Annotated in this window: 19 protein-coding genes; 5 read left to right on the top strand and 14 right to left on the bottom strand. The window is 43.6% G+C overall.

The genetic code is table 11. The annotated features are described in order from the left end of the window. Nucleotides 1–26 precede the first annotated feature (26 nt). Nucleotides 27–1268, bottom strand: a complete 1242-nt coding sequence (locus FTV41_RS00605; protein WP_179995926.1) for a dicarboxylate/amino acid:cation symporter — start codon at nucleotides 1266–1268, stop codon at nucleotides 27–29. Between the two features lie 165 nt (nucleotides 1269–1433). Further along, a complete protein-coding gene (locus FTV41_RS00600; protein ID WP_004974677.1) occupies nucleotides 1434–2306 on the bottom strand; it encodes an acyl-CoA thioesterase II in 873 nt (290 codons plus the stop codon). 304 nt (nucleotides 2307–2610) lie between these two features. On the opposite strand from FTV41_RS00600, the gene plsB reads away from it, so the two are divergent. Next, nucleotides 2611–5175, top strand: coding sequence for a glycerol-3-phosphate 1-O-acyltransferase PlsB (plsB, locus tag FTV41_RS00595; protein ID WP_179995925.1), 2565 nt, complete (start codon nucleotides 2611–2613; stop codon nucleotides 5173–5175). Nucleotides 5176–5228: 53 nt separating this feature from the next. Here plsB and FTV41_RS00590 read toward each other — a convergent pair whose 3' ends face one another. Further along, nucleotides 5229–6050: an NAD(P)H-binding protein gene (locus FTV41_RS00590; protein ID WP_179995924.1), complete on the bottom strand. Its 822-nt coding sequence runs from the start codon at nucleotides 6048–6050 to the stop codon at nucleotides 5229–5231. Between the two features lie 36 nt (nucleotides 6051–6086). Here FTV41_RS00590 and recG point away from each other — a divergent pair, with 36 nt between their 5' ends. Both recG and FTV41_RS00580 read left to right on the top strand, forming a co-directional pair. Beyond that, on the top strand, nucleotides 6087–8132 hold the full coding sequence (gene recG, locus FTV41_RS00585; protein WP_179995923.1) for an ATP-dependent DNA helicase RecG: 2046 nt from the start codon (nucleotides 6087–6089) through the stop codon (nucleotides 8130–8132). A gap of 18 nt (nucleotides 8133–8150) precedes the next feature. Beyond that, complete coding sequence (locus FTV41_RS00580) at nucleotides 8151–8786, top strand: ComF family protein (RefSeq protein WP_179995922.1); 636 nt, start codon at nucleotides 8151–8153, stop codon at nucleotides 8784–8786. Between the two features lie 78 nt (nucleotides 8787–8864). Here the strand turns inward: FTV41_RS00580 and FTV41_RS00575 are convergent, their stop codons facing one another. Together FTV41_RS00575 and FTV41_RS00570 are read right to left on the bottom strand one after the other, a co-directional pair. Next, nucleotides 8865–9278: an NUDIX domain-containing protein gene (locus FTV41_RS00575; protein ID WP_179995921.1), complete on the bottom strand. Its 414-nt coding sequence runs from the start codon at nucleotides 9276–9278 to the stop codon at nucleotides 8865–8867. 1 nt (nucleotide 9279) lies between these two features. Further along, on the bottom strand, nucleotides 9280–9882 hold the full coding sequence (locus FTV41_RS00570) for a TIGR00730 family Rossman fold protein (protein ID WP_026438479.1): 603 nt from the start codon (nucleotides 9880–9882) through the stop codon (nucleotides 9280–9282). A gap of 154 nt (nucleotides 9883–10036) precedes the next feature. Between FTV41_RS00570 and FTV41_RS00565 the strand changes: the two genes are divergently transcribed. Continuing rightward, complete coding sequence (locus FTV41_RS00565) at nucleotides 10037–11050, top strand: CorA family divalent cation transporter (RefSeq protein WP_096901036.1); 1014 nt, start codon at nucleotides 10037–10039, stop codon at nucleotides 11048–11050. A 224-nt stretch (nucleotides 11051–11274) separates the two neighbouring features. Here the strand turns inward: FTV41_RS00565 and FTV41_RS00560 are convergent, their stop codons facing one another. The 8 genes from FTV41_RS00560 to dxs form a co-directional block, all read right to left on the bottom strand. Then, nucleotides 11275–11562: an STAS domain-containing protein gene (locus tag FTV41_RS00560; protein WP_179995920.1), complete on the bottom strand. Its 288-nt coding sequence runs from the start codon at nucleotides 11560–11562 to the stop codon at nucleotides 11275–11277. Between the two features lie 12 nt (nucleotides 11563–11574). Continuing rightward, complete coding sequence (locus tag FTV41_RS00555) at nucleotides 11575–12210, bottom strand: phospholipid-binding protein MlaC (RefSeq protein ID WP_004974651.1); 636 nt, start codon at nucleotides 12208–12210, stop codon at nucleotides 11575–11577. A gap of 15 nt (nucleotides 12211–12225) precedes the next feature. Then, the gene (locus FTV41_RS00550) at nucleotides 12226–12903 is read right to left on the bottom strand and encodes an outer membrane lipid asymmetry maintenance protein MlaD (protein WP_179995919.1); all 678 of its coding nucleotides are present in this window, start codon (nucleotides 12901–12903) and stop codon (nucleotides 12226–12228) included. Continuing rightward, a complete protein-coding gene (gene mlaE, locus FTV41_RS00545; RefSeq protein WP_004974646.1) occupies nucleotides 12903–13682 on the bottom strand; it encodes a lipid asymmetry maintenance ABC transporter permease subunit MlaE in 780 nt (259 codons plus the stop codon). The genes FTV41_RS00550 and mlaE overlap by 1 nt, the downstream gene beginning before the upstream one ends. Beyond that, nucleotides 13679–14497: an ABC transporter ATP-binding protein gene (locus FTV41_RS00540; protein ID WP_179995918.1), complete on the bottom strand. Its 819-nt coding sequence runs from the start codon at nucleotides 14495–14497 to the stop codon at nucleotides 13679–13681. Before FTV41_RS00540 ends, mlaE begins: the two co-directional genes overlap by 4 nt. A 389-nt stretch (nucleotides 14498–14886) precedes the next feature. Further along, on the bottom strand, nucleotides 14887–16737 hold the full coding sequence (locus FTV41_RS00535) for a DEAD/DEAH box helicase (protein ID WP_179995917.1): 1851 nt from the start codon (nucleotides 16735–16737) through the stop codon (nucleotides 14887–14889). Between the two features lie 484 nt (nucleotides 16738–17221). Further along, on the bottom strand, nucleotides 17222–18052 hold the full coding sequence (locus tag FTV41_RS00530; protein ID WP_019836885.1) for an inositol monophosphatase family protein: 831 nt from the start codon (nucleotides 18050–18052) through the stop codon (nucleotides 17222–17224). A gap of 104 nt (nucleotides 18053–18156) precedes the next feature. Beyond that, a complete protein-coding gene (gene dxs, locus FTV41_RS00525) occupies nucleotides 18157–20067 on the bottom strand; it encodes a 1-deoxy-D-xylulose-5-phosphate synthase (protein ID WP_004974635.1) in 1911 nt (636 codons plus the stop codon). 308 nt (nucleotides 20068–20375) lie between these two features. On the opposite strand from dxs, the gene ribA reads away from it, so the two are divergent. Further along, on the top strand, nucleotides 20376–20978 hold the full coding sequence (ribA, locus tag FTV41_RS00520; RefSeq protein ID WP_004974633.1) for a GTP cyclohydrolase II: 603 nt from the start codon (nucleotides 20376–20378) through the stop codon (nucleotides 20976–20978). A gap of 44 nt (nucleotides 20979–21022) precedes the next feature. Here the strand turns inward: ribA and hemN are convergent, their stop codons facing one another. Further along, on the bottom strand, nucleotides 21023–22396 hold the full coding sequence (hemN, locus tag FTV41_RS00515; protein ID WP_096901232.1) for an oxygen-independent coproporphyrinogen III oxidase: 1374 nt from the start codon (nucleotides 22394–22396) through the stop codon (nucleotides 21023–21025). Between the last annotated feature and the right edge of the window lie 104 nt (nucleotides 22397–22500).

Raw genomic sequence — 22500 nt, 5'->3', positions numbered from 1 at the left:
AACTTGATTCGATTTTAAACCCATTATCAGGAATGCAGTGCAGGGTCATCACGAGTATGCCGATCGACCACCACACTAACCATCATATCGCCCTGCACATTGACCACAGTACGCACAGTATCCAACAAACGGTCGATCGGCAATAAAATCGCAATCGCTTCTGCAGGCAAACCCACCGATTGTAATACCATAATCATCGTCACCATACCTGCGCTTGGAATACCAGGCGCGCCCAAAGAAGCGATCATGGCTGTGGCACAGACAATTAATTGCTGTCCTAAACTTAAATCCAGCCCCATTAAATTGGCAACAAACAAAGCCGCTGCAGCTTCATACAATGCTGTTCCATCCATATTCAGTTGTGTACCTAACGGGATCACAAAGCCTGCAGTTTGCGGACGCACACCTAAATTTTCCTGCGCACATTTCATCGAAAGTGGCATAGTGGCAGAACTGGAACTGGTGGCAAAAGCCGTAATTAAGGCAGCACGTGTGCCTTTAAAAAAGGTGATCGGATCCATTTTGCCAAATATCCACAACAGCAAAGGCAAGACCACCACACCATGAAAAATCGTGGTGCCCGTGACCACTGCAGCAAACTCTGCCAAACGACTCAGGACTGAAATATCTTCGGTTGCAACCAACTTAGCCAATAAAGCAAAAATCCCCAAAGGTGCCAGTTTCATTACCCAGCCAATCATCAACATCATAATTTCAAAAAATTGCTGACTGAGTTTACGTACCGTTTTAAAGTGCTCCCCGCCTTTGACCAGCGCCACACCCACCAATAAGGCAAATATCACCACTGCCAAAACATTACCCTCGGCAAAAGCTTTAAACGGATTGATTAAGGTGTTTTGAATGAAATTGGTAAAAAACGAAGACGGCGTAAGCGTGTCTGGGCTTTGATGCTGCGCCATAGCATCTTGAAACATCACAATATCTACGCCTTTACCCACTGCAAATAAATGCGCACACGCCAAACCTAAAATTAAAGCCAAAGTCGTGGTGGTGACACAACACGCCAACGTAATTTTCCAGACTCGACTCAATTGCCCTACAGCCTGTAAGTTCGACACACCGACCACAATTGAGCTAAAAATTAGTGGGATCAGCAGCATTTTCAGTAAACCAATAAAAATACTGCTCATTAAACCAATGCCATACAAACTGGCGCTAAAAAATGTGCTGTCTGGAAATAGATTCAGAATAAAACCAAACACCACACCCAAAATTGCGGCAATTAGAATTTGTGTATTGAGGCTCATACGCAATTGAGTTTTTTAATGTGATGTGTGGACTATGCCATGTGGCTGAAATTGAATCGAGTATTATTTTTCTAGCGCACTTTGATTAGGTTCAGATCGTGCTTCAGGATGTAAAAAAGCCGACATGAATGTCGGCTGATGAATGTAGATTTTAAAGGCTATATTTTATTGCGTTTCGATTTCACGTAAACGAATCAAGCCTTCCTGACTGGTGCTACACACCAATTCACCATTTTGCCACATGCGCCCAAAGTTCAAACCACGCGAACTAGTGCTAATGGTGGCTTCCATGTCGTACAGCATCCAGTCATCCACACGGAACGGTTTATGGAAATACATGGCATGGTCAATACTGGCACACTGCAAACTTGGTGATAAATAGCTCAAACCATGCGGACGCAGTGCTGTGGTCATTAACGTGAAGTCTGAATAAAATGCCGCAATTGCCTGATGCAAAGACACTTCATCCACCTCTGGTGAAATGCTGTCATGGGTACGAATGTAGTGTGCATAAGCAGGTGCTTCAGGCTGCGGTAAAAATGGATTGCTCGGATTAATCGGGCGAATCTCCACCAAGCGATCACGCATAAAACTGGCACGCACATTTTCAGGTACAAACTCGACAATATGCTGTTTGAGTTCCGCTTCGTTTTTTAAAGCTTCTGCTGCAGGATAGTTTGGCTCTGAAATTTGATAATTCAGACCGTCTTCCAACGGCGCAAAGGACACCATCGCAGTAAAAATGGTACGCCCATGCTGAATGGCACGTACTTGACGGCTAGAAAAACTTTTACCATCACGCAAACGGTCAACTTCATAAATAATAGGTGCGTTGACATCGCCACCAAACAAGAAATAGGCATGCAATGAGTGCGCAGGACGATCAGTGGTATAAGATGCAGCACGTAAAGCCTGTCCCAAAACCTGTCCGCCAAAAACACGTTTACCCACCAAGTTACGACTGATACCTCGGTAGATATTTTCTTCTAACTTTTCTAAACAAAGAAGTTCAACCAGCTCTTGTGTGAGTGCGTTCATAACTAACCTATGTATGGCGGAAATTGGGGATGCGGGATCGAAGTCGATGAAAAAATAAATCGTCAAAATAAACTGACTATTTTAAGCCTGCTATTTTGCCATAGATTCTGCATCTTTTACCCATCAAAGACTGACCGCTGTGTCACAACTTAGCCGATCAATTTTGCTAAAAATACGATTTTTAACGATAAAATCTAACAATATTCATGCAAATTATCTAAAAATGCAGCGCGATTATTAGATACAATGACGCAAAATAAATTCCCTACTGGCTAGGGACTTAGGTGATGAAGTAGGAGTGAATATGTCCAAGCGTGGTTTTGGTCAAATGTATCGTCAGCTTTCTGGTAAGCTGCTTGACCTTGTGGTGACACCGCATGTTTTGGGTGAAGTCCCTGTCAAGGATGCGCAAAGTGTAGACTCAAATGCCACTCGCACCAAGATAACTTGCTACGTATTGCAAAATCACTCACGCAGCAATGCCTTGGTGGTCGATGGCGAAACACGTCGCTTAAAACTCACGCCTGCGCTTGATCCATTGGTGATGGGTTCACATAAAGAAAAAGCCTCGATTCTGTTTTTACAGCATCACGATGAGAACAACCTACTCAATCCACCACCTTATGCTTTTCCGCCACGCTTGTTACGTTTAATTGAACAATTAGAACAACACCCAGAACTTGATATTGAATTGGTACCTGTGACCGTGTTGTGGGGACGTTCTCCAGACAAAGAGGATTCGTGGTTTAAACTACTGTTTACCGATACGTGGGCAACGCCTGGCACAGTCAAGCAGTTAATGAATATTGGGGTGCATGGTCGTCAGTCTTATTTGGAATTTCACGAGCCACAATCATTACGCGCTTTAATTGAACATGCCAAAACTGAGCATCCGAACCTGTCGCCTGCGACCTTTATTGTTAACACTCTAAATAATTACTTAGATGGACAACGTGAAGTCGTACTTGGCCCAGACTTGTCTGACCGCCGCAATGTCATGCTCAGTCTGATTAAATCTCCCGATGTGCAAGATGCCATTCGTCGTGAAAGTTTACGCAGTAAAATTAGCGTGATTGAAGCCGAGCGTCGTGCGATTGGTTATTTAAATGAAATCGTGTCGGACTACTCTCATGCAGCGGTACGCTTTGCCGATATGGCACTGACCCGCTTATGGACACAATTGTACGATGGCGTGGAAGTGCATAATTTTAGTACCGTGCGCGAACTGGCCAAAGACTATGAAATTATCTATACCCCATGTCACCGCAGTCATATCGACTATTTATTGCTGTCTTATGTGATTTACAAACGCGGCATGATGGTGCCGTACATTGCTGCGGGCGATAACCTGAATATGCCATTTGTAGGTCAATTGCTTCGTGGTGGCGGTGCGTTTTTTATCCGTCGTACTTTCCGTGGCAACGGCTTATACACAACCGTCTTTAAAGAATATTTATTCAGTATTTTGTCGCGTAACACGCCGCTTGAATACTTTATTGAAGGTGGACGTTCACGTACAGGCCGCTTGTTGCCACCAAAAACAGGCATGCTCGCCATGACCATTCACAGTCATTTGCGTGGTCGTGCTAAACCGATTGCTTTTGTGCCAACTTATATTGGTTATGAACGCCTGATGGAAGGTTCAACCTATGTCGGTGAAATGCAAGGCAAGCCAAAAGAATCTGAATCGCTAATGGGCATTTTAAAAACCATGCGCAAGATTGAACGGATTTTTGGCAAGGTGCATGTCAATTTTGGCGAACCTGTGTTTTTAGATGATGTTCTAAAACAACACGATGCCGAACACATCAGCATTGAAAAAAATGATGATCCTATTCCACCACAAGTGTCAGATGCAGTGAATACTTCGGCACATGCGATTTTGGAAAACATTAACCGTGCTGCGGTAATTAACCCAGTATCTTTGTTATCGCTGATTTTACTGGCAACACCAAAACATACCTTGGATGAAGAAATTTGTGTGAAGCAGTTAGACACTTACCGTAATCTGCTCACTGCCCTGCCTTATGATGAGCGCACCCAAGTCACTCCATTGTCAGGCAAAGAAATTATTGCCTACGGCTTAAAGCTCAAACTGATTAAACGCGTACAGCACGTATTGGGTGATATTATTGCAATTGCAGATAATCAGGCGGTACTGCTCACCTACTTCCGCAACAACATTTTGCATGCCTTTGTTTTGCCATCATTAATTGCGGCGCTGGTAGAACACAACGGTTCGATTCGTCGTGGCGATCTCATCAATGTCATTCGTACTTTATATCCATTCTTGAAAGCTGAATTGTTCTTAAAATGGCAAGATCAAGAGCTTAAAGAAAAAATTTGTGCCTATGTAGAAGCTCTAATTCAGGCCAAATTGATTTCTGAAGATACTGAAGGCAATTTAATTTCTCCTGCACCAAACAGTGAAGATCATAACCAGTTGGTGGTCTTAGCTGCACCTGTAATGCAGAGTTTAGAACGTTATTACATGACCTTGGCTTTAATCACACAACGTGGTTCAGGCAATATTTCGGCACGTCAGGTCGAAGAATTGAGCCATTTGGTCGGTCAGCGTTTATCAGTTCTATATGAATTCAACTCACCTGAGTTCTTTGATAAAGCTTTATTCCAAAGCTTTATTAAAGTACTGACGCAACAGGGTTATATCAGTACCAATAGCGACAATGCGATTGTGTTTGACGACAACTTTAAAAATGTCGCGCAATATGCCAACTTGGTTTTAGATGATGTGACTTTGCAAATGTTACAACACATCACCACCTTCAGTGATGAAGAGTTGCGTGAAGCCTTAGATGCACTGGCTGCACAACAAGCGAAGAAACGTTTGAAACGTAAAAAGAAATAGTTTTTAAAGTTCCTTCTCTTGCACCCTATATGGCGCAAGAGAAGGAGTTTTTATTATTCTATTTCTGCGAATAACTTTGCATAATCCTCCAAGCAATCTGCATGTTCTAACTGAAATCCTATTTTCTCCATCCGCGTAGCAAAAATCCTTTTCCCCGTTTCCTGCTCACTTTCCAGCACCAACTCAGCTAAAGCACATGCGCGCTGAAGTTTTAAAATGATTTCATGCAAAGGCAGTGGCTGATTATTGCTGCAGATATATGATTTTTCAGGATGTTCCACGTGAAGTAAATCTGCTAAGAAGCGTGCCAAATCATCAATATGAATTCGATTTGACCAGTGGATATTCGGGTAACTTTGCGTGCTTTCCACAAGTTTGAGCATTCGTGCAACCGAAGTACCATAAATACCTGAAGGGCGCACAATCACACATTGTTCAGGGTAAGCCTGTTGCCACAATTGCTCCATCTGCAACAACAACTGCCCTTGTGCATCACTCGGATTAGGCAGCGTATCATCATCTATATATTCACCTGCATTTTCAACATAAACTCGTGTAGAGGACACCACAATGATTCGTTTTACAGGATGAGCTTTTAAGGCAGCTGTAATCGGCTGTACAGAATCTACATAAGTGTGTTGATACACCTCTACGGGACTCAAAGCCATATTTCGTGATGGTGCAAGTAACACATAAACAGCATCAATAGGTTGAATATGTGATAAATCGAGCTGATGAATTTCCTGAACAAGGTGCGTCATATCAGGATCTGTTTTCGGACTGCGGCTAATTGTGGTAATTTGATGACCGAGCGTAAATAGTTGTTTTGCAACACGCTGCGATGTTTTACCATAACCAATAAATAGAATATGCATTCAGCACCTAATCATAGCATTTGAAGTTGAGGGGACATGGCTGCAGTCCATCAGTTGCAAGGGGTAGGCTCTGCCTCTGCTGCATTACTCGAAAAACTAAATATTTTCACCACAGATGACTTACTGTTTCATCTACCGCGTGATTATGAAGATCGTAGCACGATCATCCCCATGAACCAATTGAGTGTGGGGCGCAGCTATTTACTCGAAGGTGTGGTCAAAGGGGTGGATTTCCCTCCTGGCAAACGCAAGTCGATGGCGGTCAATTTAGAAGATGAATTTGGCAAAATCACTTTGCGTTTTTATCATATTTATAAAGGTATTACTGACCGCGCCAAATATGGCAACCGTTTAAGAGTATTTGGTGAAGTACGGGTGGGTGCACGTGGTTTGGAAATGTACCATCCCGAACTGCAACTGATTACCGAACATACTCCTCTGCCTAAAACCCAACTGACTGCAATTTACCCAAGTACTGATGGTCTGACTCAGGCCAAATTACGCGAATACGTCAAACAAGCTTTGGCACAACATAGCGATGATTTACCCGAGCTACTGCCAGAAAAAATGACCAATGGCTATGCACTCAAGCAGGCACTGGACTATATTCATCATCCGCCCACCGATGCCAATATGCTACAATTGGCGCAAGGCTCACATCCTGCACAGCAACGCCTGATTTTTGAAGAACTGGTAGCACATCAAATCAGCTTACTGACCCGCCGTGCCTATATTCAGCAAATTGCCTCGCCTGCATTTGCCCCTAGTCAAAAACTGGCACCTGCTTTACTCAGTAGCATGCCCTTTCAAATGACAGGCGCACAGCAACGGGTTTCACATGAAATTATGCAAGATCTGCAGCGTAATAAACCCATGCTGCGCTTGGTACAGGGCGATGTCGGTGCAGGTAAAACCTTGGTTGCTGCGGTTGCGGCATGCCATGCCCTAGAAGAAGGTTGGCAAGTTGCACTGATGGCACCGACTGAAATTTTGGCTGAACAACATTATCTGAACTTTCAAAAATGGTTTGAACCATTGGGCTTAACAGTGGCATGGTTGTCTGGCAAACAAAAAGGCAAAGCACGCGCAGCGGCTGAACTGAGCATTCAAGATGGTAGCGCCAATTTGGTGGTTGGGACACATGCGTTATTTCAGGACAATGTGCAATTTGCCAAATTAGGTTTGGTGATTATTGATGAACAACACCGTTTTGGGGTCGATCAACGTCTGGCTTTGCGCAATAAAGGTGCCAATCACACTACACCGCATCAATTGGTGATGACTGCAACGCCTATTCCGCGAACTTTAGCCATGTCCGCCTATGGCGATTTGGACACTTCGGTGATTGATGAACTACCGCCAGGACGTACACCTATTCAAACGGTGACTATTCCGCTAGATCGGCGTGAAGAAGTCTTACAACGCATTGCCAGCAATTGTGCCGAAGGCAAACAAGCCTATTGGGTCTGTACCTTGGTGGAACAGTCGGAAACCTTAGATGCGCAAGCTGCCGAGGCGACTTTTGCTGAAATTAAAGAACGCTTTCCTGAACTGAATATTGGGCTGGTACACGGCAAAATGAAAGCCGATGAAAAACAAGCCGTCATGCAGCAATTTAAAGACAATCAATTACAGTTGCTGATTGCCACCACAGTAATTGAGGTCGGGGTCGATGTACCGAATGCTTCAATTATGGTGATCGAAAATGCCGAGCGTTTAGGACTTTCACAGCTACATCAGCTACGTGGACGAGTCGGACGGGGTGCCAAAGCCAGTTTTTGTGCCCTGTTGTATAAAAATCCACTTTCGCAAAATGGACAAGAACGCTTGCGGATTATGCGCGAAACCAACGATGGTTTTGTAATTGCAGAAAAAGATTTAGAACTGCGTGGCCCTGGGGAACTCTTGGGAACCAAACAGACAGGAGATATGGGCTTTCGGGTGGCTAAATTAGAACGGGATGATCATTTACTGGCGCAGGCACATCATGTGGCACAGCAAATTTTAAAAGATTATCCTGCACATGCCGAAGCTTTGCTGAAACGCTGGCTGCCTGAGGCACCACGTTATGCCTATGTTTAAACGGATTACAGTCGCAAGATGACTCAGCCGATTAGCCTAGTACAACGTGGCATACAATGGTTGCGCCAACTGCAGCCGTGTCAGCTTTGCCATAGCGACACGCAATGGCAACATTCAGTCTGTCAAACCTGTTGGCAACAATTACCGTGGCGTAGCCAAGCAGTACAACGACAAGAAATACAGATTCAAGTCGCCTTTGATTATCACTATCCAATTAATCGCATCATTCAACAATTTAAATATGAACAGCAGTTACATTACCAACTGCTTTTGGCAGGCGCGCTAAAACAATTGTCTTATCCTAAAATTCAAGCCATTGTACCGATGCCCATTTCCACTGCCCGCTTGACTGAACGCGGCTACAATCAATCTTTATTGTTAGCAAAAGGACTGGCGCGGCATTTAAATGTTCCGATTTGGCAACCTGTGACCCGTTTGCAACAACATGCGCAAAAAGGCTTAAGTCGCTTAGAACGATTGGAAGATATCCAACAGCAATTTCAAATTCAGACTGCACCTAAAATCCGTTATCGTCGGGTTTTAATTGTGGATGATGTGGTCACAACGGGCAGTTCGATTCATGCACTCAAACAACAGTTACTCAAGCTCGGCTGTCAAAAAGTCGAAGCAGTCTGTCTAGCCAGTGCTGAATAAAAAACAAAACTATTCAGGCGAATATGCTTAGCGCATTAAAAAATTGCACTTGAAATATAGACGAATGATCAACAGCTCTTAATTTTGTTGTAAATATTGTCTTAACCATGGCATCACCACTTCATGGGTCAGCGGTGCTAACAAAGTATCTTGATCATCCAAATCCACCCACTTCATTTCGGCAATTTCAGCAGCAATTTTTGGTGCCTGGTCTAGCTGCACCCAATACACATAACTGACCAAACGACAGTCAGGTTCATTGGCTGTTGCTGTTTCATAGCGTCCAATAAATTGTTGAATTTGCGCCTGACAGCCAATTTCTTCGGCAATTTCTCGCAACATGGTCGTTTCAGGTGCTTCATTGGGTTCTAATTTGCCACCGACCTGCATAAAACACGCAGTGTGCTGTTTACGCACCACCAATAACTGCTGTTTAGCATTTAAAATAATTGCGGCTGCAACAGTAATGATGTTGCTGTTGATCTCAGCCATTCTATTTCGCCAATTCCTGCTGTACCCACTCTAGCTCAGGCACTTCCCATTTCATTTCAGGAACACGGTATTGTTCAAATTGCTGCAAAATATTGTCAATACAATTCGATACAATCAATGCCTCACAAAAACGTGGCTGAGTAAAACCTTTTTCAGAGGTCTGTCTTAAAAACTTCAGCAAATCATCATAAAAGCCAGCTACATTAAAAAAGGCACAGGGTTTTGAGTGAATTCCTAATTGTGCCCACGTCCATTGCTCAAAAATTTCTTCTAAAGTTCCAGAACCACCCGGCAAAGCAATAAAGCCCTCGGCCAATTCTGACATTTTTATTTTGCGGGCATGCATGTTTTCTACGATGTGTAATTCGGTCAAATGCGGATGCGCCAATTCATGCTCTGCCAAACTTTCAGGCATGACACCAATTGCACGCCCACCTGCGGCCAAAGTACTATCTGCCACCACACCCATTAAGCCTGAGCGTCCACCGCCATAAATTAAAGTTTTGCCTTGTGCAGCCAATGTTTCACCCACTTTTCGTGCATTTTCAACAAAAACTGAATCTTTTCCTGGGGCAGAACCACAGAAAATAGCAATTGACGACATCATTTTTTCACCATGTTATCTGGCTGTCATGCCATAAAATTAAACTTCAGGGAGATTTTTAAATAAAATAGCATTCTGAGCAGTGTATTTAGTAAGATCCTTGTCTAAAATACACCCATCCACAAAACCCATACTGCGCAAGGAGAAAAGACGAATGCTTGAAGCCTTTTATGCCACAGAGCGCGGTAGTCTGGAAGATGCCACCATTAACGGTGGTTTTGATTTGCATCCAGATCTGGTCTGGATTGACCTAATTGCCCCTTCACAAGAAGAACAGCAATGGGTACTAGACGCATACTCACAAAATTTACCGACCTTAAAATCTTTGGAAGATATTTCATCTTCAGCGCGATTCTACCGCGATGATGACGGTATTTTACACATTAGTACCTATTTTTTAACTAAAAATAAAAACTATCAAGTCGATGGCGAAACTGAAGACAATTCCAGTATTTTAGCCACTGTGCAAACCGTCGCCTTTATTTTACATAAAGAACACTTGTTTACCCTACGTGGTGAAAAATTAGTGGCGTTTCGGGCATTTCGGGCGCGTGCACGACGTAACGACTACGAAATTGACTATAAAGACCCGACTTGGGTGCTTTTAGGCTTGCTTGAAGCCAAACTGGACGAACTTGCGGATATCTTAGAAGATATCCACAAGGACTTGGAAAAGTATTCCACAGAAGTTCTGAATAACCGTCATCGTGAGCAAATTTTAGACCTCGATGACATGATTACCCGACTGGCACAATTAGAAGACATGCTTGGAAAAGCGCAATTGTGTTTGATTGATTTACGTCGTGTCCTGACCTTTTTGGCACGTCCGCGTGCGTTGGGTAGTCATATTTACGATGCCGACATTCGAGAACTCAGTGAAGATGTACGCTCACTGGTCGAACACGATGCCTTCTTATTCCAAAAAGTGCGCTTCTTGCTCGATACCACTTCAGGCTTCATTAACACCGAACAGAACGACACGATTCGTCGATTCTCGATTTTACCGAGTATGTTAGCGCCACCGATGCTAGTTGCCAGTGTTTATGGCATGAACACCGACGTGTTACCTTTTGCCAAAGGCACCACCAGTTTTATAGTGGTCAGTATTATTTTAATTGGCTTCTTTATTGGCCCATTAATTTACTTTAGATGGAAAAAATGGATTTGATGCCTTTTATTCCCTCTCTTTTTAGGTTTAGGAGAGGGTTAGGGAGAGGTTTGCAATCTTTTCTCTCCTTTTAGAAGCGGGTTAGAAAGGTTTGCAATCTTTCTTCTCCTTTTAGCAGCGGGTTAGAGAGCTTTGCAAGCCTACCTCACTTGAATAAAGCGGGAAACTAAACGCAATAAAAAAGCACCTTACAAGAAGGTGCTTTTTTGATGGTTTTTTCAGTTTTAGACGATTAGCTGCAAATCATCTTGCAAATGACAGGCTTGAATGATCTTCATCATTTTTTCAGGAACCGCTTTAAACTGTAAGCCTTTGGCTTCAGGCGTCTGACGCAACCATTGCACCAAAACGGCCAAAGCTAAAGTACTCCCGTGTTCTAGCTGCGCCAAATTGACCACCAAAGGCAACTGCTGCTGACGAATCAACTGCAGACCTTTTTGGTAATATTGCTTTGCATTACTGAAATCTATTTTTCCAGAAACACATAATTCCTGATTTGATAATTCAATCACGCCACACCTAACCTATTTTTTCTTTTCAACAGCAGCTTCTGCATCTGGCTTAAAGGTTGCAATGGCTTTATCAATATTGCCGCCATTACGCTTCACGTTCGCTGCAAACTGGTTACGGAATTGCAAACCTAAATCAATACCCGACACGTTAATGTTACGGATTTTCCATTGGCTGCCTTTGTCTGCCAACTGGAATGACACAGGAATTTTTTCACCATTATGCAAGAAGTCAATGGTCACCACTGGGTTCTTGCTGTTGGTCGCCTTATAAGGACGCATGGTGTAGCTTTGGTTGCTAAATTTCGCAAACGCTGTGCCATAGTTCTCAATTAAGGTTTCACGGAAGTTTTTCTCAAACTGCGCGCGCTGTGCTGCTGAACTGTATTGGTTCGTCGCATAAGTACCCATCACAATACGGGTAAATGCTTGCGCATCTACATACGGATCAAGGTTTTGACGCACAATCGTTTTGACCAATGCTGGATTGTTCTGCAATTTAGCATGATCTGCTTTTAAACGTGCAATCAAGCTATCGGCAACTTTTTTCACAAAAGCTGGTGGCGCTTCTGCAGGTGCAGCAAATGCAGTTCCTGCCAACATGGTTGAAAGTACACTTACCGCCAGAGTTTGCTTTAAAAGTGTTTTCACGGACAATCTCCTTCATTACTCAACAAATGACACTTCTGCATCTGTTGTTTCAGCTGTCGCTGTGTCTTTATCTGCGTCTGACGCTGCGTTGGATGTTTTCGCTGCACCGCCAGTAATAAACTTACTGATTAAATCTTCTAAATCCATGGTGCCTTGCGTGTTGGCAATACTTTCGCCACGCTTCACAAAGTTCAAACCACCACCTGGAACCACTTTGAGATATTTCTCACCCAATAGACCATTGGTTGCTACCATTATGTAAGCATCTTCATCAATACTGGTGATGGATTTCATGTTACCCAACAGTTGTTGTTCCATTTCTTTTTGTTGCTGAGGGCTTGCCTCTTGGTATTCTACACTGTAACGCAATTCTTCAAGCGCATAATTTTGCACTGTTTTTATTTGTTCAGGATTAAAACTGGTCAACTTGCCATCCAGTTCAAATTCAACTGTAGCCAAACGCGATACAGGGTCTAAAGTAATATCATTAACACGACCAATGGTGACACCGCTCATGGTGACTTTAGCACGTGGTTTTAAACCATTCACGTTGTCAAAAGTTGCGGTCATATTGTAACTGTCGCGCAAATTGGTACCCACCAATCCACTGACTTTCATGGCCAAGAAAAACAATGCAATGCCTGTCAAAATGACAAATACACCTACGGCCAGCTCACTTGTACGTGATTTCATTAAACACCTCCGAACATGACCGCAGTCAACACAAAATCAAAACCTAAAACACATAATGAAGAATACACCACGGTTCGTGTGGTCGACGTCGCAATGCCTTCCGATGTTGGGACACAGGCATAGCCTTGATATACTGCAATCCAAGTACAAATTAATGCAAAAACAAAACTTTTAATAATTGTGCCGTTAAAAATATCTTTATAGAACTGCACGCTGCTTTGCATACCGCCCCAGAAAGAGCCTTCATCGACACCTAGAAAATCGACCCCAACCATTTTGCCGCCCATAATGCCAATCGCAGCAAAAATAATGGAGAGCATTGGCAGGCTGACAATTCCTGCCCATAAACGTGGTGACACAATACGCTTGAGTGGGTCTACCCCAATCATTTCCATACTGGCCAATTGTTCTGTGGCTTTCATCAGACCAATTTCTGCTGTTAAGGCAGAGCCTGCACGTCCTGCAAATAACAGTGCAGCCACTACAGGTGCAAGCTCACGCAATAAAGTCAAAGACACCATGGTGCCTAACATGGCTTCTGAACCGATATTGACCAAAATGGAGTAGCCTTGTAAGCCCAAGACCAAACCAATAAATAAACCCGACACCGCAATAATCAATAACGACATCACGCCAACACGGTACATTTGGTACAGGAACAGCTTCACCCCAAGCAGGGTTGGCATGGAAAATAGAATTTGCAACAACATTTGGGTGGCGACACCAATGCCACGAACACGCTCAATGACGCGTTGACCTAATGCGGCAATAGCATTCATGAACGCACCTCATCACTTAAATAAGCCCGATGGCTAAATTGATAATCGACTGGCCCTTCGGCAGCGCCTGTTAAGAACTGACGTACAAATGCCGATTCATGCTGTTGTAATTCTGCAGGTGTACCTTCGCCCTGAATCACGCCTTCCGCGATAATATAAATGTAGTCGGCAATTGATAAAGTTTCACCAACATCATGCGAGACGATGATGGTGGTTAAATCCAACGCTTCACGCAAGGAACGGATTAAACGGGTCAACACACCTTTTACAATCGGGTCTTGCCCTGCAAACGGCTCATCGTACATGATCAATTCAGGGTCTAACGCAATCGCACGTGCCAATGCCACACGACGGTTCATCCCGCCTGAGAGTTCTGCAGGCATAAGTTGTTCTGTACCACGCAAACCGACTGCTTCAAGTTTTAAAGCCACCAATTCTGCAATTAAATGTTCAGGCAACTGGGTATGTGCACGCAATGGAAACGCGACGTTTTCATATACGCTCATATCGGTAAATAACGCACCGCTTTGGAATAACATGCCCATACGTGCGCGCGCAGCAAATAACTCCTGACGCGACATTTGCGCAAGATTTTTTCCATCCAGAAAAATATCACCATGATCGGGAGTCAACTGACCACCAATCAAACGTAATAACGTGGTTTTACCAGTACCTGAAGGTCCCATAATGGCAGTAATTTGACCACGGCGAATCTTTAAACTGACATTTTCGAAAATGACACGTTTCCCTCGTTTAAAGCTCAGTTCATTGACTTCAATCAATGACGGCTCATGTTGAGGCATTGGATTATTCATAGCTGAGGGTCTTCCTGCATTTTTTCAGCACGCATACTATAAAGGATTGAAGCGCAAAATGTTATCTAGCAAATTTTTAAAAACTGTGCACGTATTGTTCAAGCAGTCTTATTATTGTTATTTAAATCACTTTTAGGACAGCAACAATTTAAAAGTAAGAAGAAATAATATAATACATTAAATTGCATAAGATGAGTGCTAAACCAATATACGGCATCATTCCCTCTCTCGTCTGCATGAGCAATCGTAAGCTATTGATGTTCATAATTAGCAAATAGAGTTAAAAACGTGACCTATTATACATTTTATTTATCTAAAGCAAAAATATTTAACATAAAAAAACCAGTGCTGAGCACTGGTTTTTCTTTATACAAATGACTATCGCGGTTTTAGTCGTTAAATTTACGACGTGGGCGATCAAAACCACCTTCACGGCGTGGACGATCTGAATTGAACTCGCGACGTGGACGATCTTCGCCACCAAAAGAACGCTTAGGACGATCATCAAACGAACGTGGTTGACGGTCACCAAAACCACCTTCACGACGTGCAGGACGATCACCAAAATCACGTTTTGGACGATCACCGAAGCTACCTTCACGACGTGGTTTGTAATCTACGCGGTTGCCACGGTTGTCATCATTCGCATCAAAACGCGGCTTATCGTTGAAGCCACCTTCGCGACGCGGACGATCTGAATTAAATTCACGACGTGGACGATCATCAAATGAACGCTGTGGACGATCACCAAAACCACCTTCGCGGCGTGGACGATCTGAATTAAATTCACGACGTGGACGGTCTTCAAATGAACGCTGTGGACGATCACCGAAACCACCTTCACGACGTGGACGGTCTGAGTTGAACTCGCGACGCGGACGATCTTCACCAAATGCAGGACGTTCACCACGTGGTTTGTCATCAAAGCTGCGACGTGGACGATCATCACCACCTTCACGACGTTTAAAGTTGCTTTCGCCTTCAAAACGACGACCGCCACCAAAACCGCCACGACCACCGCGACCGCCATCACGACGACCACGACCACCGTCACGACCAGAACGTGCTGGAGGTGGAGATGGCTCTAAGCCTTCAATTTCAGAAACGCTTAAACGTGCATCTAAGAAATCTTCCAACGCACGGATTTTGCCGCGCTCACGGTAAGTTGCCAAAGTAATCGCGTTACCAGTACGACCCGCACGACCTGTGCGACCAATACGGTGTACATAGTCTTCATTTTTCATTGGTAAACCGAAGTTAATCACGTGAGAAATCGTTGGTACGTCTAAACCACGTGCTGCTACGTCAGTTGCAACCAAAATTTTTGCACGACCTTCACGAATGCTACGTAAACGACGGTTACGTACAGTCTGTGGCATTGCACCGTGTAGTGCAACAACCGAGTGACCCGCTTCAGCCAATTCTTCAGCCAACATATCGGTATCTTCTTGAGTAGATGCGAATACAACCGCTTGATCTACACCTTCATCAGATAACCAGTGTGACAATAATTTTTTCTTGTGCTCGAAACCATCAGTCCAGTGTAAAGTCTGGGTGATGTCCATGTTCGTTGAGTGACCTGTTTCAATCGCAATACGTACAGGCTCATTCATCATGCGTTCTGCAAGTGTGATAATACGGCTTGCAAAAGTTGCAGAGAACATCAAGGTTTGCTTACGGTTAGCAGCTAAATCGCTAATCGCTTCTAGGTCTTCAGAGAAGCCTAAATCGAGCATACGGTCAGCTTCGTCTACAATTAAGGCATCAACTTTATCAAGTTTGATTTGACGACGGTTCACCAAGTCAAGTAAACGACCTGGAGTCGCTACAACCACTTGTGCACCTTTTAATTGTTGGATTTGCTTACCAAAAGGCATACCACCCATAATTGCTGCAATACGTACACCTTTCATGTGACGTACAAATGCAATCGCATCTTGGCTCACTTGTTGCGCCAACTCACGTGTTGGGCAAAGTACCAAAATAGATGGCTGAGTAATGGCTTTCATGCGTTCTTTAAAAGGAACGAAAGTATCTTGATTAGCAAGCACGTTTAAAGTTGGGAGTAAAAATGCAGCAGTTTTACCAGAACCTGTTTGGCTAGATACCAATAAGTCTTTACCTTCAAGTGCCGCTGGGATCGATTGTTCTTGAACAGGAGTCGGCGTAGTAAAGTTCAAGCCTTCTAAAGCTTGTTGTAAAGATTCATGTAAAGAAAAATCAGCAAAAGTTTTGCTCATAGAGATTTTCACCCTGAAAATGGGTGCTCCATTAAATAAAGTCAGATGGACATCGGCAAAAAGCGGTACAGCAATTATCGCTGACAATTTAAGATTCAGCGGCGATCCGAGTAACGACGATGTGATATAACGCACGCATGATTACGGCTTAACCTGAAGGAATCGCTTTAGCGATTGGGGCGCGAGATATCGTCCTCTCTTTGGACCGCACGCGCATACACAATGATTAGAAGAGAAATGTTCAGGTAATGAACAGAAATTAAGTGCGTGCGCGGATTATAGCAGGATTATTTTAAAAGTCACCTTATTTAATCGACTTTTGCAGTTTTTTGTGTAAACAGTGATAGATTCTGCTTTTATGGCTAGTATATGGACGATAACAACAGATTTAAAACCAGCAGTTTTAGACCGTTAGGTAAAAGAAAAGCCCTCAGGATGAGAGCTTTGCTAAGTGTCTTATTTAAGTATAAATATGATCAGCTGATTATTTCGCTGCTTCGCCCCAAGCAGGCACAACCGCTTTCATAAGTGGTTTTAACATTTTCATTGAACATGCCAAAACTTGCCCATTTTCCATAGAGTCGCTGCCACCACGTGCATCGACCACAGTACCGCCCGCTTCTTTCACAATTAACTCACCCGCAGCAATATCCCACGGTTTTAAGCCAAGTTCAAAATAACCATCTAAACGACCTGCAGCCACATAAGCCAAGTCTAATGCAGCAGAACCTGCACGGCGGTATTGAGCGCCTGCTTCTGTCACATTCAATAAACTTTCAAAATGGTTTTTGGCATAAGAAACAATTTCGCCATCGCGCTTAGCACGATAAGCATGACCCACTGCCAAGAAGGTGTTGTCTAAACTGTCTTTTACATTTACACGAATACGACGTTGATTCATCATCGCACCACGGCCACGGCTCGCAGAGAACAACTCATCTTTTACAGGATCGTAAATAACACCGTGCTGTGTCACACCTTTGTGTTGCACTGCAATCGAAATACAGAAATGAGGGAAACCGTGAACAAAGTTTAGCGTGCCATCTAAAGGATCAATCACCCAACACCAGTCGGCATCGTGACCTTTGCCTTCCTGCATGCCAAATTCTTCGCCCAGGAAGCTGTGATTTTTATAACTTTTGCGTAATGTATCAATGGTCAATTGCTCGAGGTAACGATCTACGCGCGTTACAGGACCATCAATGCCTTTTTCTTCGACTTGTAGATCGAGTTTATGACGATTCTGATGCGCTTTTAAAAGCTCTTGACCAACTGTTTGAGCCGCACGCGCAGCCATCACCACCATAGGTTCCATTGAACACCCACTACAAATTTGAAGAGTTTGATAAAGAATAATGCATGAAAGCCCCAATATTTTAGCAAATATTGAGGCTTTTGGGGAAGAAGTGTTGCTAAAAATTAATTCAATATAGATTGATGCAGTTTTTGCCAAGCATTTTGCATTGATTTTTCAATGCCTTGTGCATCTAAACCTGCCTGTTGCAGCATTTGACCATGTGTCGCTTGTTGCATAAAGCTATCTTCTAAACCTAAATGAATAATCGGTTTGACAATCTGGGCCTTCGCCAAGTATTCACTCACGGCACTGCCTGCACCACCCATAATCGCATGCTCTTCTACAGTGACGAATAATGCAGTGCTGTCTGCAATCTCAGCTAACAGTTTTTCATCCAATGGCTTCACAAAACGCATATTCACCACACGTACTGCGACATCATGCTGCTGAGCAAATGCTTCTGCCGCCTCAACTGCCGCTTGCACACGGCTACCAAAAGCCAGCACTGAAATATAGTCATCATATTGTGGATTGAACTGCGCCACAATTTCAGCTTGTCCTAATGGAATTGCTGTCATTTGCTGCTGAATTTCGACACCCAAACCATGCCCGCGTGGATAACGCACTGCTGCAGGGCCGTTATATAAATAAGCCGTGTGCAGCATTTGACGACATTCATTTTCGTCTTTTGGTGCCATAATGACGATATTCGGTACGGTACGCATATAGGCATAGTCGTAAGCACCTGCATGGGTCGGGCCATCTTCACCCACCAAACCTGCACGGTCGATACCAAAAGTAACATCCAGATTTTGCAAAGCGACATCATGAATCAGTTGGTCATAACCACGCTGCAAGAAGGTAGAGTAAATCGCCACCACAGGCTTCAAACCTTCACAGGCCATACCCGCAGCCAAAGTCACCGCATGCTGTTCGGCAATCGCGACATCAAAATAGCGTTCTGGAAATTGTTTGGCAAATTGCACCATGCCCGAACCTTCGCACATGGCTGGCGTAATTGCCAATAATCGTGAATCTTGTTCTGCCTGATCACATAACCACTGCCCAAATACATCAGAATATTTAGGTGCGCTAACTGGTGCAGCTTTGGCATGAATTTTACCAATGGCATGATATTTAATTTGATCAGCTTCGGCAGGCGCAAAGCCTTTGCCTTTTTTAGTGTAAACGTGAATTAAACGTGGGCCTTTACGTTTTTTCAGCGCATTAAACACGTGTGTGAGTTGTTCAACATCATGTCCATCGAAAGGGCCGAAATAATCAAACCCAATCGCTTTAAATAAGTTGTCTGCAGCTTCAGTGGCAGCACAGTGTAAACGCGAGTTATACGTCCATTTCGGATGTGGCTGCACGTAAGCTTCGCCAGTTTCACTGACATAAACCGATTCACCACGTTCCCAAATGGCAGCAAGATGTTTAGCAAAGCCGCCTGTGCTGCATGAAATTGACATATCGTTGTCATTCAGCACCACCATCATATCGGCTTGGTGAGCCACTGCATCATTCATGGCTTCAAAAGCCATACCTGCTGTCATAGCACCATCGCCAATAATGGCAACAACTTCACACGGGTTTTGTTGATAACGTCGTGCCAACGCCATCCCCAATCCTGCAGAAATTGCTGTTGAGGAGTGACCAACGCCAAAGGTATCAAAAATAGATTCTTCACGCGCAGGGAATGCAGCCAAACCATCTTTGGCGCGAATGGTGGTGAGTTGCTCGCGGCGTCCTGTTAGGGCTTTATGCGGATAAGCCTGATGACCGACATCCCAAATTAAGCGATCGTGTGGGGTATTAAAGCAATAATGCAGCGCAACGGTCAGTTCGATCACGCCTAAGTTTGCGCCAAAGTGTCCTCCACTTTGACCTGCGGCATACAAAATGAATTGACGTAACTCATCTGCCACCTGTGGAAGCTGGCTTTGCGCGAGTAAACGTAATTGCTGCGGATGGTCAATCTCATCGAGCAATGGTGTTACAGGGCGTTGAGTTGGAATTTCTGTATACAGCATATGTGGCAAAGCCTTCTAAAGCCTGGCAAATCCTAAGCGAGGTCAATGGGAATTACTCGATCATATAACCGAATGGTATTACCTTCAATCAGCCACATTTCTAGCGATGTAGTTTTGAGCAGTGATTTCAGTTGGGCACACGTTGGGTGGGTAGATTATCCTGAATAATCTAACTATTTATCAACCATTATCGTGCGCTTTATACAAAAAAGAAAATCTTCTGTATAAATTCGTGTTCGCTATTCTACTAATGTCTGAGCATTACGCTATACTTTAAACAATTTATCGACTATTTCACGAGTTAAACAGTGCCGATTAAGTTTGTCGCAACCTCACGATTACCGACCGCATTTGGTGAATTCAACATTACGGTATTTCAAGATCCTGAAACTGGCGAAGAACACGTGGCATTATCCAAAGGTTTGGACACTGCGCCAACCCAGCCCGTTCTGGTACGGATTCACTCAGAATGTTTAACTGGCGATGCTTTCGCGTCTTTAAAATGCGACTGTGGCCCACAGCTTCAAGCCACTCAACGTCTGATTAATGACGCAGGACAAGGTGTGATTTTATATTTACGCCAAGAAGGTCGCGGGATTGGCTTGACCAATAAAATTCGTGCTTATGCCCTGCAAGATCAAGGACATGACACGGTGGATGCCAATTTAATGCTGAATTTACCTGCCGATGCACGTCGCTATGATATGTGCAGCATTATGCTAGATCATTTGCAGGTTAAAGCTGTGCGCTTAATCACCAACAACCCTTTGAAAATTCAAGCATTACAGGAACAAGGGATTACGGTGGTAGACCGTGTGCCTTTAACTGTGGGTCTAAATCCATTCAATGAAGAATATTTGCAAACCAAACACGAACGCATGGCGCACATGTATGATAAAGGTGACTTCTGAGTCACCTTTTAATTTTTGAATTAAATAATTTCTACTCAACTTACTTAAATCGTCATCGAAAAAATACGATTATTCGGCATACGGCGTTTTAAACGCAAATCAAAGGCCATACAAATATTGCGCACAAAAGGTTTACCTTTTTCCAAAATCTGAATGTGCTGATCTTGAATGAGCAGTAATTCATCTTCCTGCATTTCCTGTAACTGTTGCAGCACTTGCTCAATTTCAGGAAATGCCAATTCTGGACTGGCCCACGACGTTTCAAAGCTGCACATTAAATTTAAAATATGCTGACGTATTACCAAATCTTCCCGATCCAGCACATGCCCTTTAAACACAGGAATTTCATTGCAGGCTAAACGGGCATAATAATCTTCAATGCTTTTTTCATTTTGCGCAAAGCTATACCAACTGTCGCTAATAGATGAAACACCCAAGCCAATCATAAGCTGCGTTTTAGATGCGGTATAGCCCATAAAATTACGGTGCAAGGTACCATTTTTAAACGACTGATACATACCATCACGTTCTAAGGCAAAGTGATCCATCCCAATTTCATGATAACCATAGGCCAAAAGACGCTGTTTGCCTTCTTCATAGCACTGACGTTTTAATTCATCTTTAGGTACATCTTCATCTTTAAAACCACGCTGCCCATTGCCTTTAATCCATGGCACATGCGCATAACTGTAAAATGCCAAACGGTCTGGCATTAAACGTTGGGTCTGCTCAATGGTATTCAGTACATCGTCTAGATTTTGAAAGGGCAAACCAAAAACCAAATCATGTGAAATAGAATCATAGCCAATTTCACGCGCCCACTCGGTCACACGTTGCACATGCTCAAAAGGCTGCATCCGATGAATGGCGCGCTGCACTTTTTCATTATAATCCTGCACGCCATAACTGACCCGACGAAAACCCAAGTCATATAAGGCCTGTAAATGTTCGCGGGTGGTGTTATTGGGATGACCTTCAAAACTAAATTCGTGCTGTTCTGCCACTTTGGCTTTTGCCAGAATGCCTTGAATGAGCTGCGTCAAATGTTCGACAGAAAAGAAAGTTGGTGTGCCACCGCCCAAGTGAATTTCTTTAATGATGGGAGTGCTTTCGAGCAATTGGCAATATAAGTCCCACTCTTTTAATAACGCCTGAATGTATGGCTGTTCAACTTCATGGCGTTTGGTGACACGTTTATGACAGCCACAAAAAGTGCATAGACTTTCGCAAAATGGCAAATGAATATACAGACTAATGCCTTCGCTGGCATTAGATTCATCAAAAGAACGCTTCAGCGTCTGCTGCCATGCCTCGGCTGAAAAAGTAGCATCATCCCAATAAGGTACGGTTGGATAACTGGTATAACGTGGTCCAGGCACATTGTATTTTTGAATTAAAGAATTTGCCTGCTGTGTCATCCACTCTGCCCCATTCAGTTAATTGCTGCTGACTAAAATTTAGATTGTAAAAACTATTGTGCTGAGCTTAGGCATGGAAATCAACCTAGTCTTTTGCTCGGAAT

The organism is Acinetobacter sp. YH16051 (assembly GCF_013417135.1).
In the GTDB taxonomy this organism is placed as follows: Bacteria; Pseudomonadota; Gammaproteobacteria; order Pseudomonadales; family Moraxellaceae; genus Acinetobacter; species Acinetobacter towneri.
Note: the sequence above shows the minus strand (reverse complement) of the source record. Positions and strands in the feature narration are given on the sequence as shown.

What these genes read in the sequence shown, in the direction of transcription:
- FTV41_RS00605 (WP_179995926.1), bottom strand. Translation starts at nt 1,268, where the DNA reads ATGAGCCTCAATACACAAATTCTAATTGCCGCAATTTTGGGTGTGGTG.
- FTV41_RS00600 (WP_004974677.1), bottom strand. Translation starts at nt 2,306, where the DNA reads ATGAACGCACTCACACAAGAGCTGGTTGAACTTCTTTGTTTAGAAAAG.
- plsB (WP_179995925.1), top strand. Translation starts at nt 2,611, where the DNA reads ATGTCCAAGCGTGGTTTTGGTCAAATGTATCGTCAGCTTTCTGGTAAG.
- FTV41_RS00590 (WP_179995924.1), bottom strand. Translation starts at nt 6,050, where the DNA reads ATGCATATTCTATTTATTGGTTATGGTAAAACATCGCAGCGTGTTGCA.
- recG (WP_179995923.1), top strand. Translation starts at nt 6,087, where the DNA reads ATGGCTGCAGTCCATCAGTTGCAAGGGGTAGGCTCTGCCTCTGCTGCA.
- FTV41_RS00580 (WP_179995922.1), top strand. Translation starts at nt 8,151, where the DNA reads ATGACTCAGCCGATTAGCCTAGTACAACGTGGCATACAATGGTTGCGC.
- FTV41_RS00575 (WP_179995921.1), bottom strand. Translation starts at nt 9,278, where the DNA reads ATGGCTGAGATCAACAGCAACATCATTACTGTTGCAGCCGCAATTATT.
- FTV41_RS00570 (WP_026438479.1), bottom strand. Translation starts at nt 9,882, where the DNA reads ATGTCGTCAATTGCTATTTTCTGTGGTTCTGCCCCAGGAAAAGATTCA.
- FTV41_RS00565 (WP_096901036.1), top strand. Translation starts at nt 10,037, where the DNA reads ATGCTTGAAGCCTTTTATGCCACAGAGCGCGGTAGTCTGGAAGATGCC.
- FTV41_RS00550 (WP_179995919.1), bottom strand. Translation starts at nt 12,903, where the DNA reads ATGAAATCACGTACAAGTGAGCTGGCCGTAGGTGTATTTGTCATTTTG.
- mlaE (WP_004974646.1), bottom strand. Translation starts at nt 13,682, where the DNA reads ATGAATGCTATTGCCGCATTAGGTCAACGCGTCATTGAGCGTGTTCGT.
- FTV41_RS00540 (WP_179995918.1), bottom strand. Translation starts at nt 14,497, where the DNA reads ATGAATAATCCAATGCCTCAACATGAGCCGTCATTGATTGAAGTCAAT.
- FTV41_RS00535 (WP_179995917.1), bottom strand. Translation starts at nt 16,737, where the DNA reads ATGAGCAAAACTTTTGCTGATTTTTCTTTACATGAATCTTTACAACAA.
- FTV41_RS00530 (WP_019836885.1), bottom strand. Translation starts at nt 18,052, where the DNA reads ATGGAACCTATGGTGGTGATGGCTGCGCGTGCGGCTCAAACAGTTGGT.
- dxs (WP_004974635.1), bottom strand. Translation starts at nt 20,067, where the DNA reads ATGCTGTATACAGAAATTCCAACTCAACGCCCTGTAACACCATTGCTC.
- hemN (WP_096901232.1), bottom strand. Translation starts at nt 22,396, where the DNA reads ATGACACAGCAGGCAAATTCTTTAATTCAAAAATACAATGTGCCTGGA.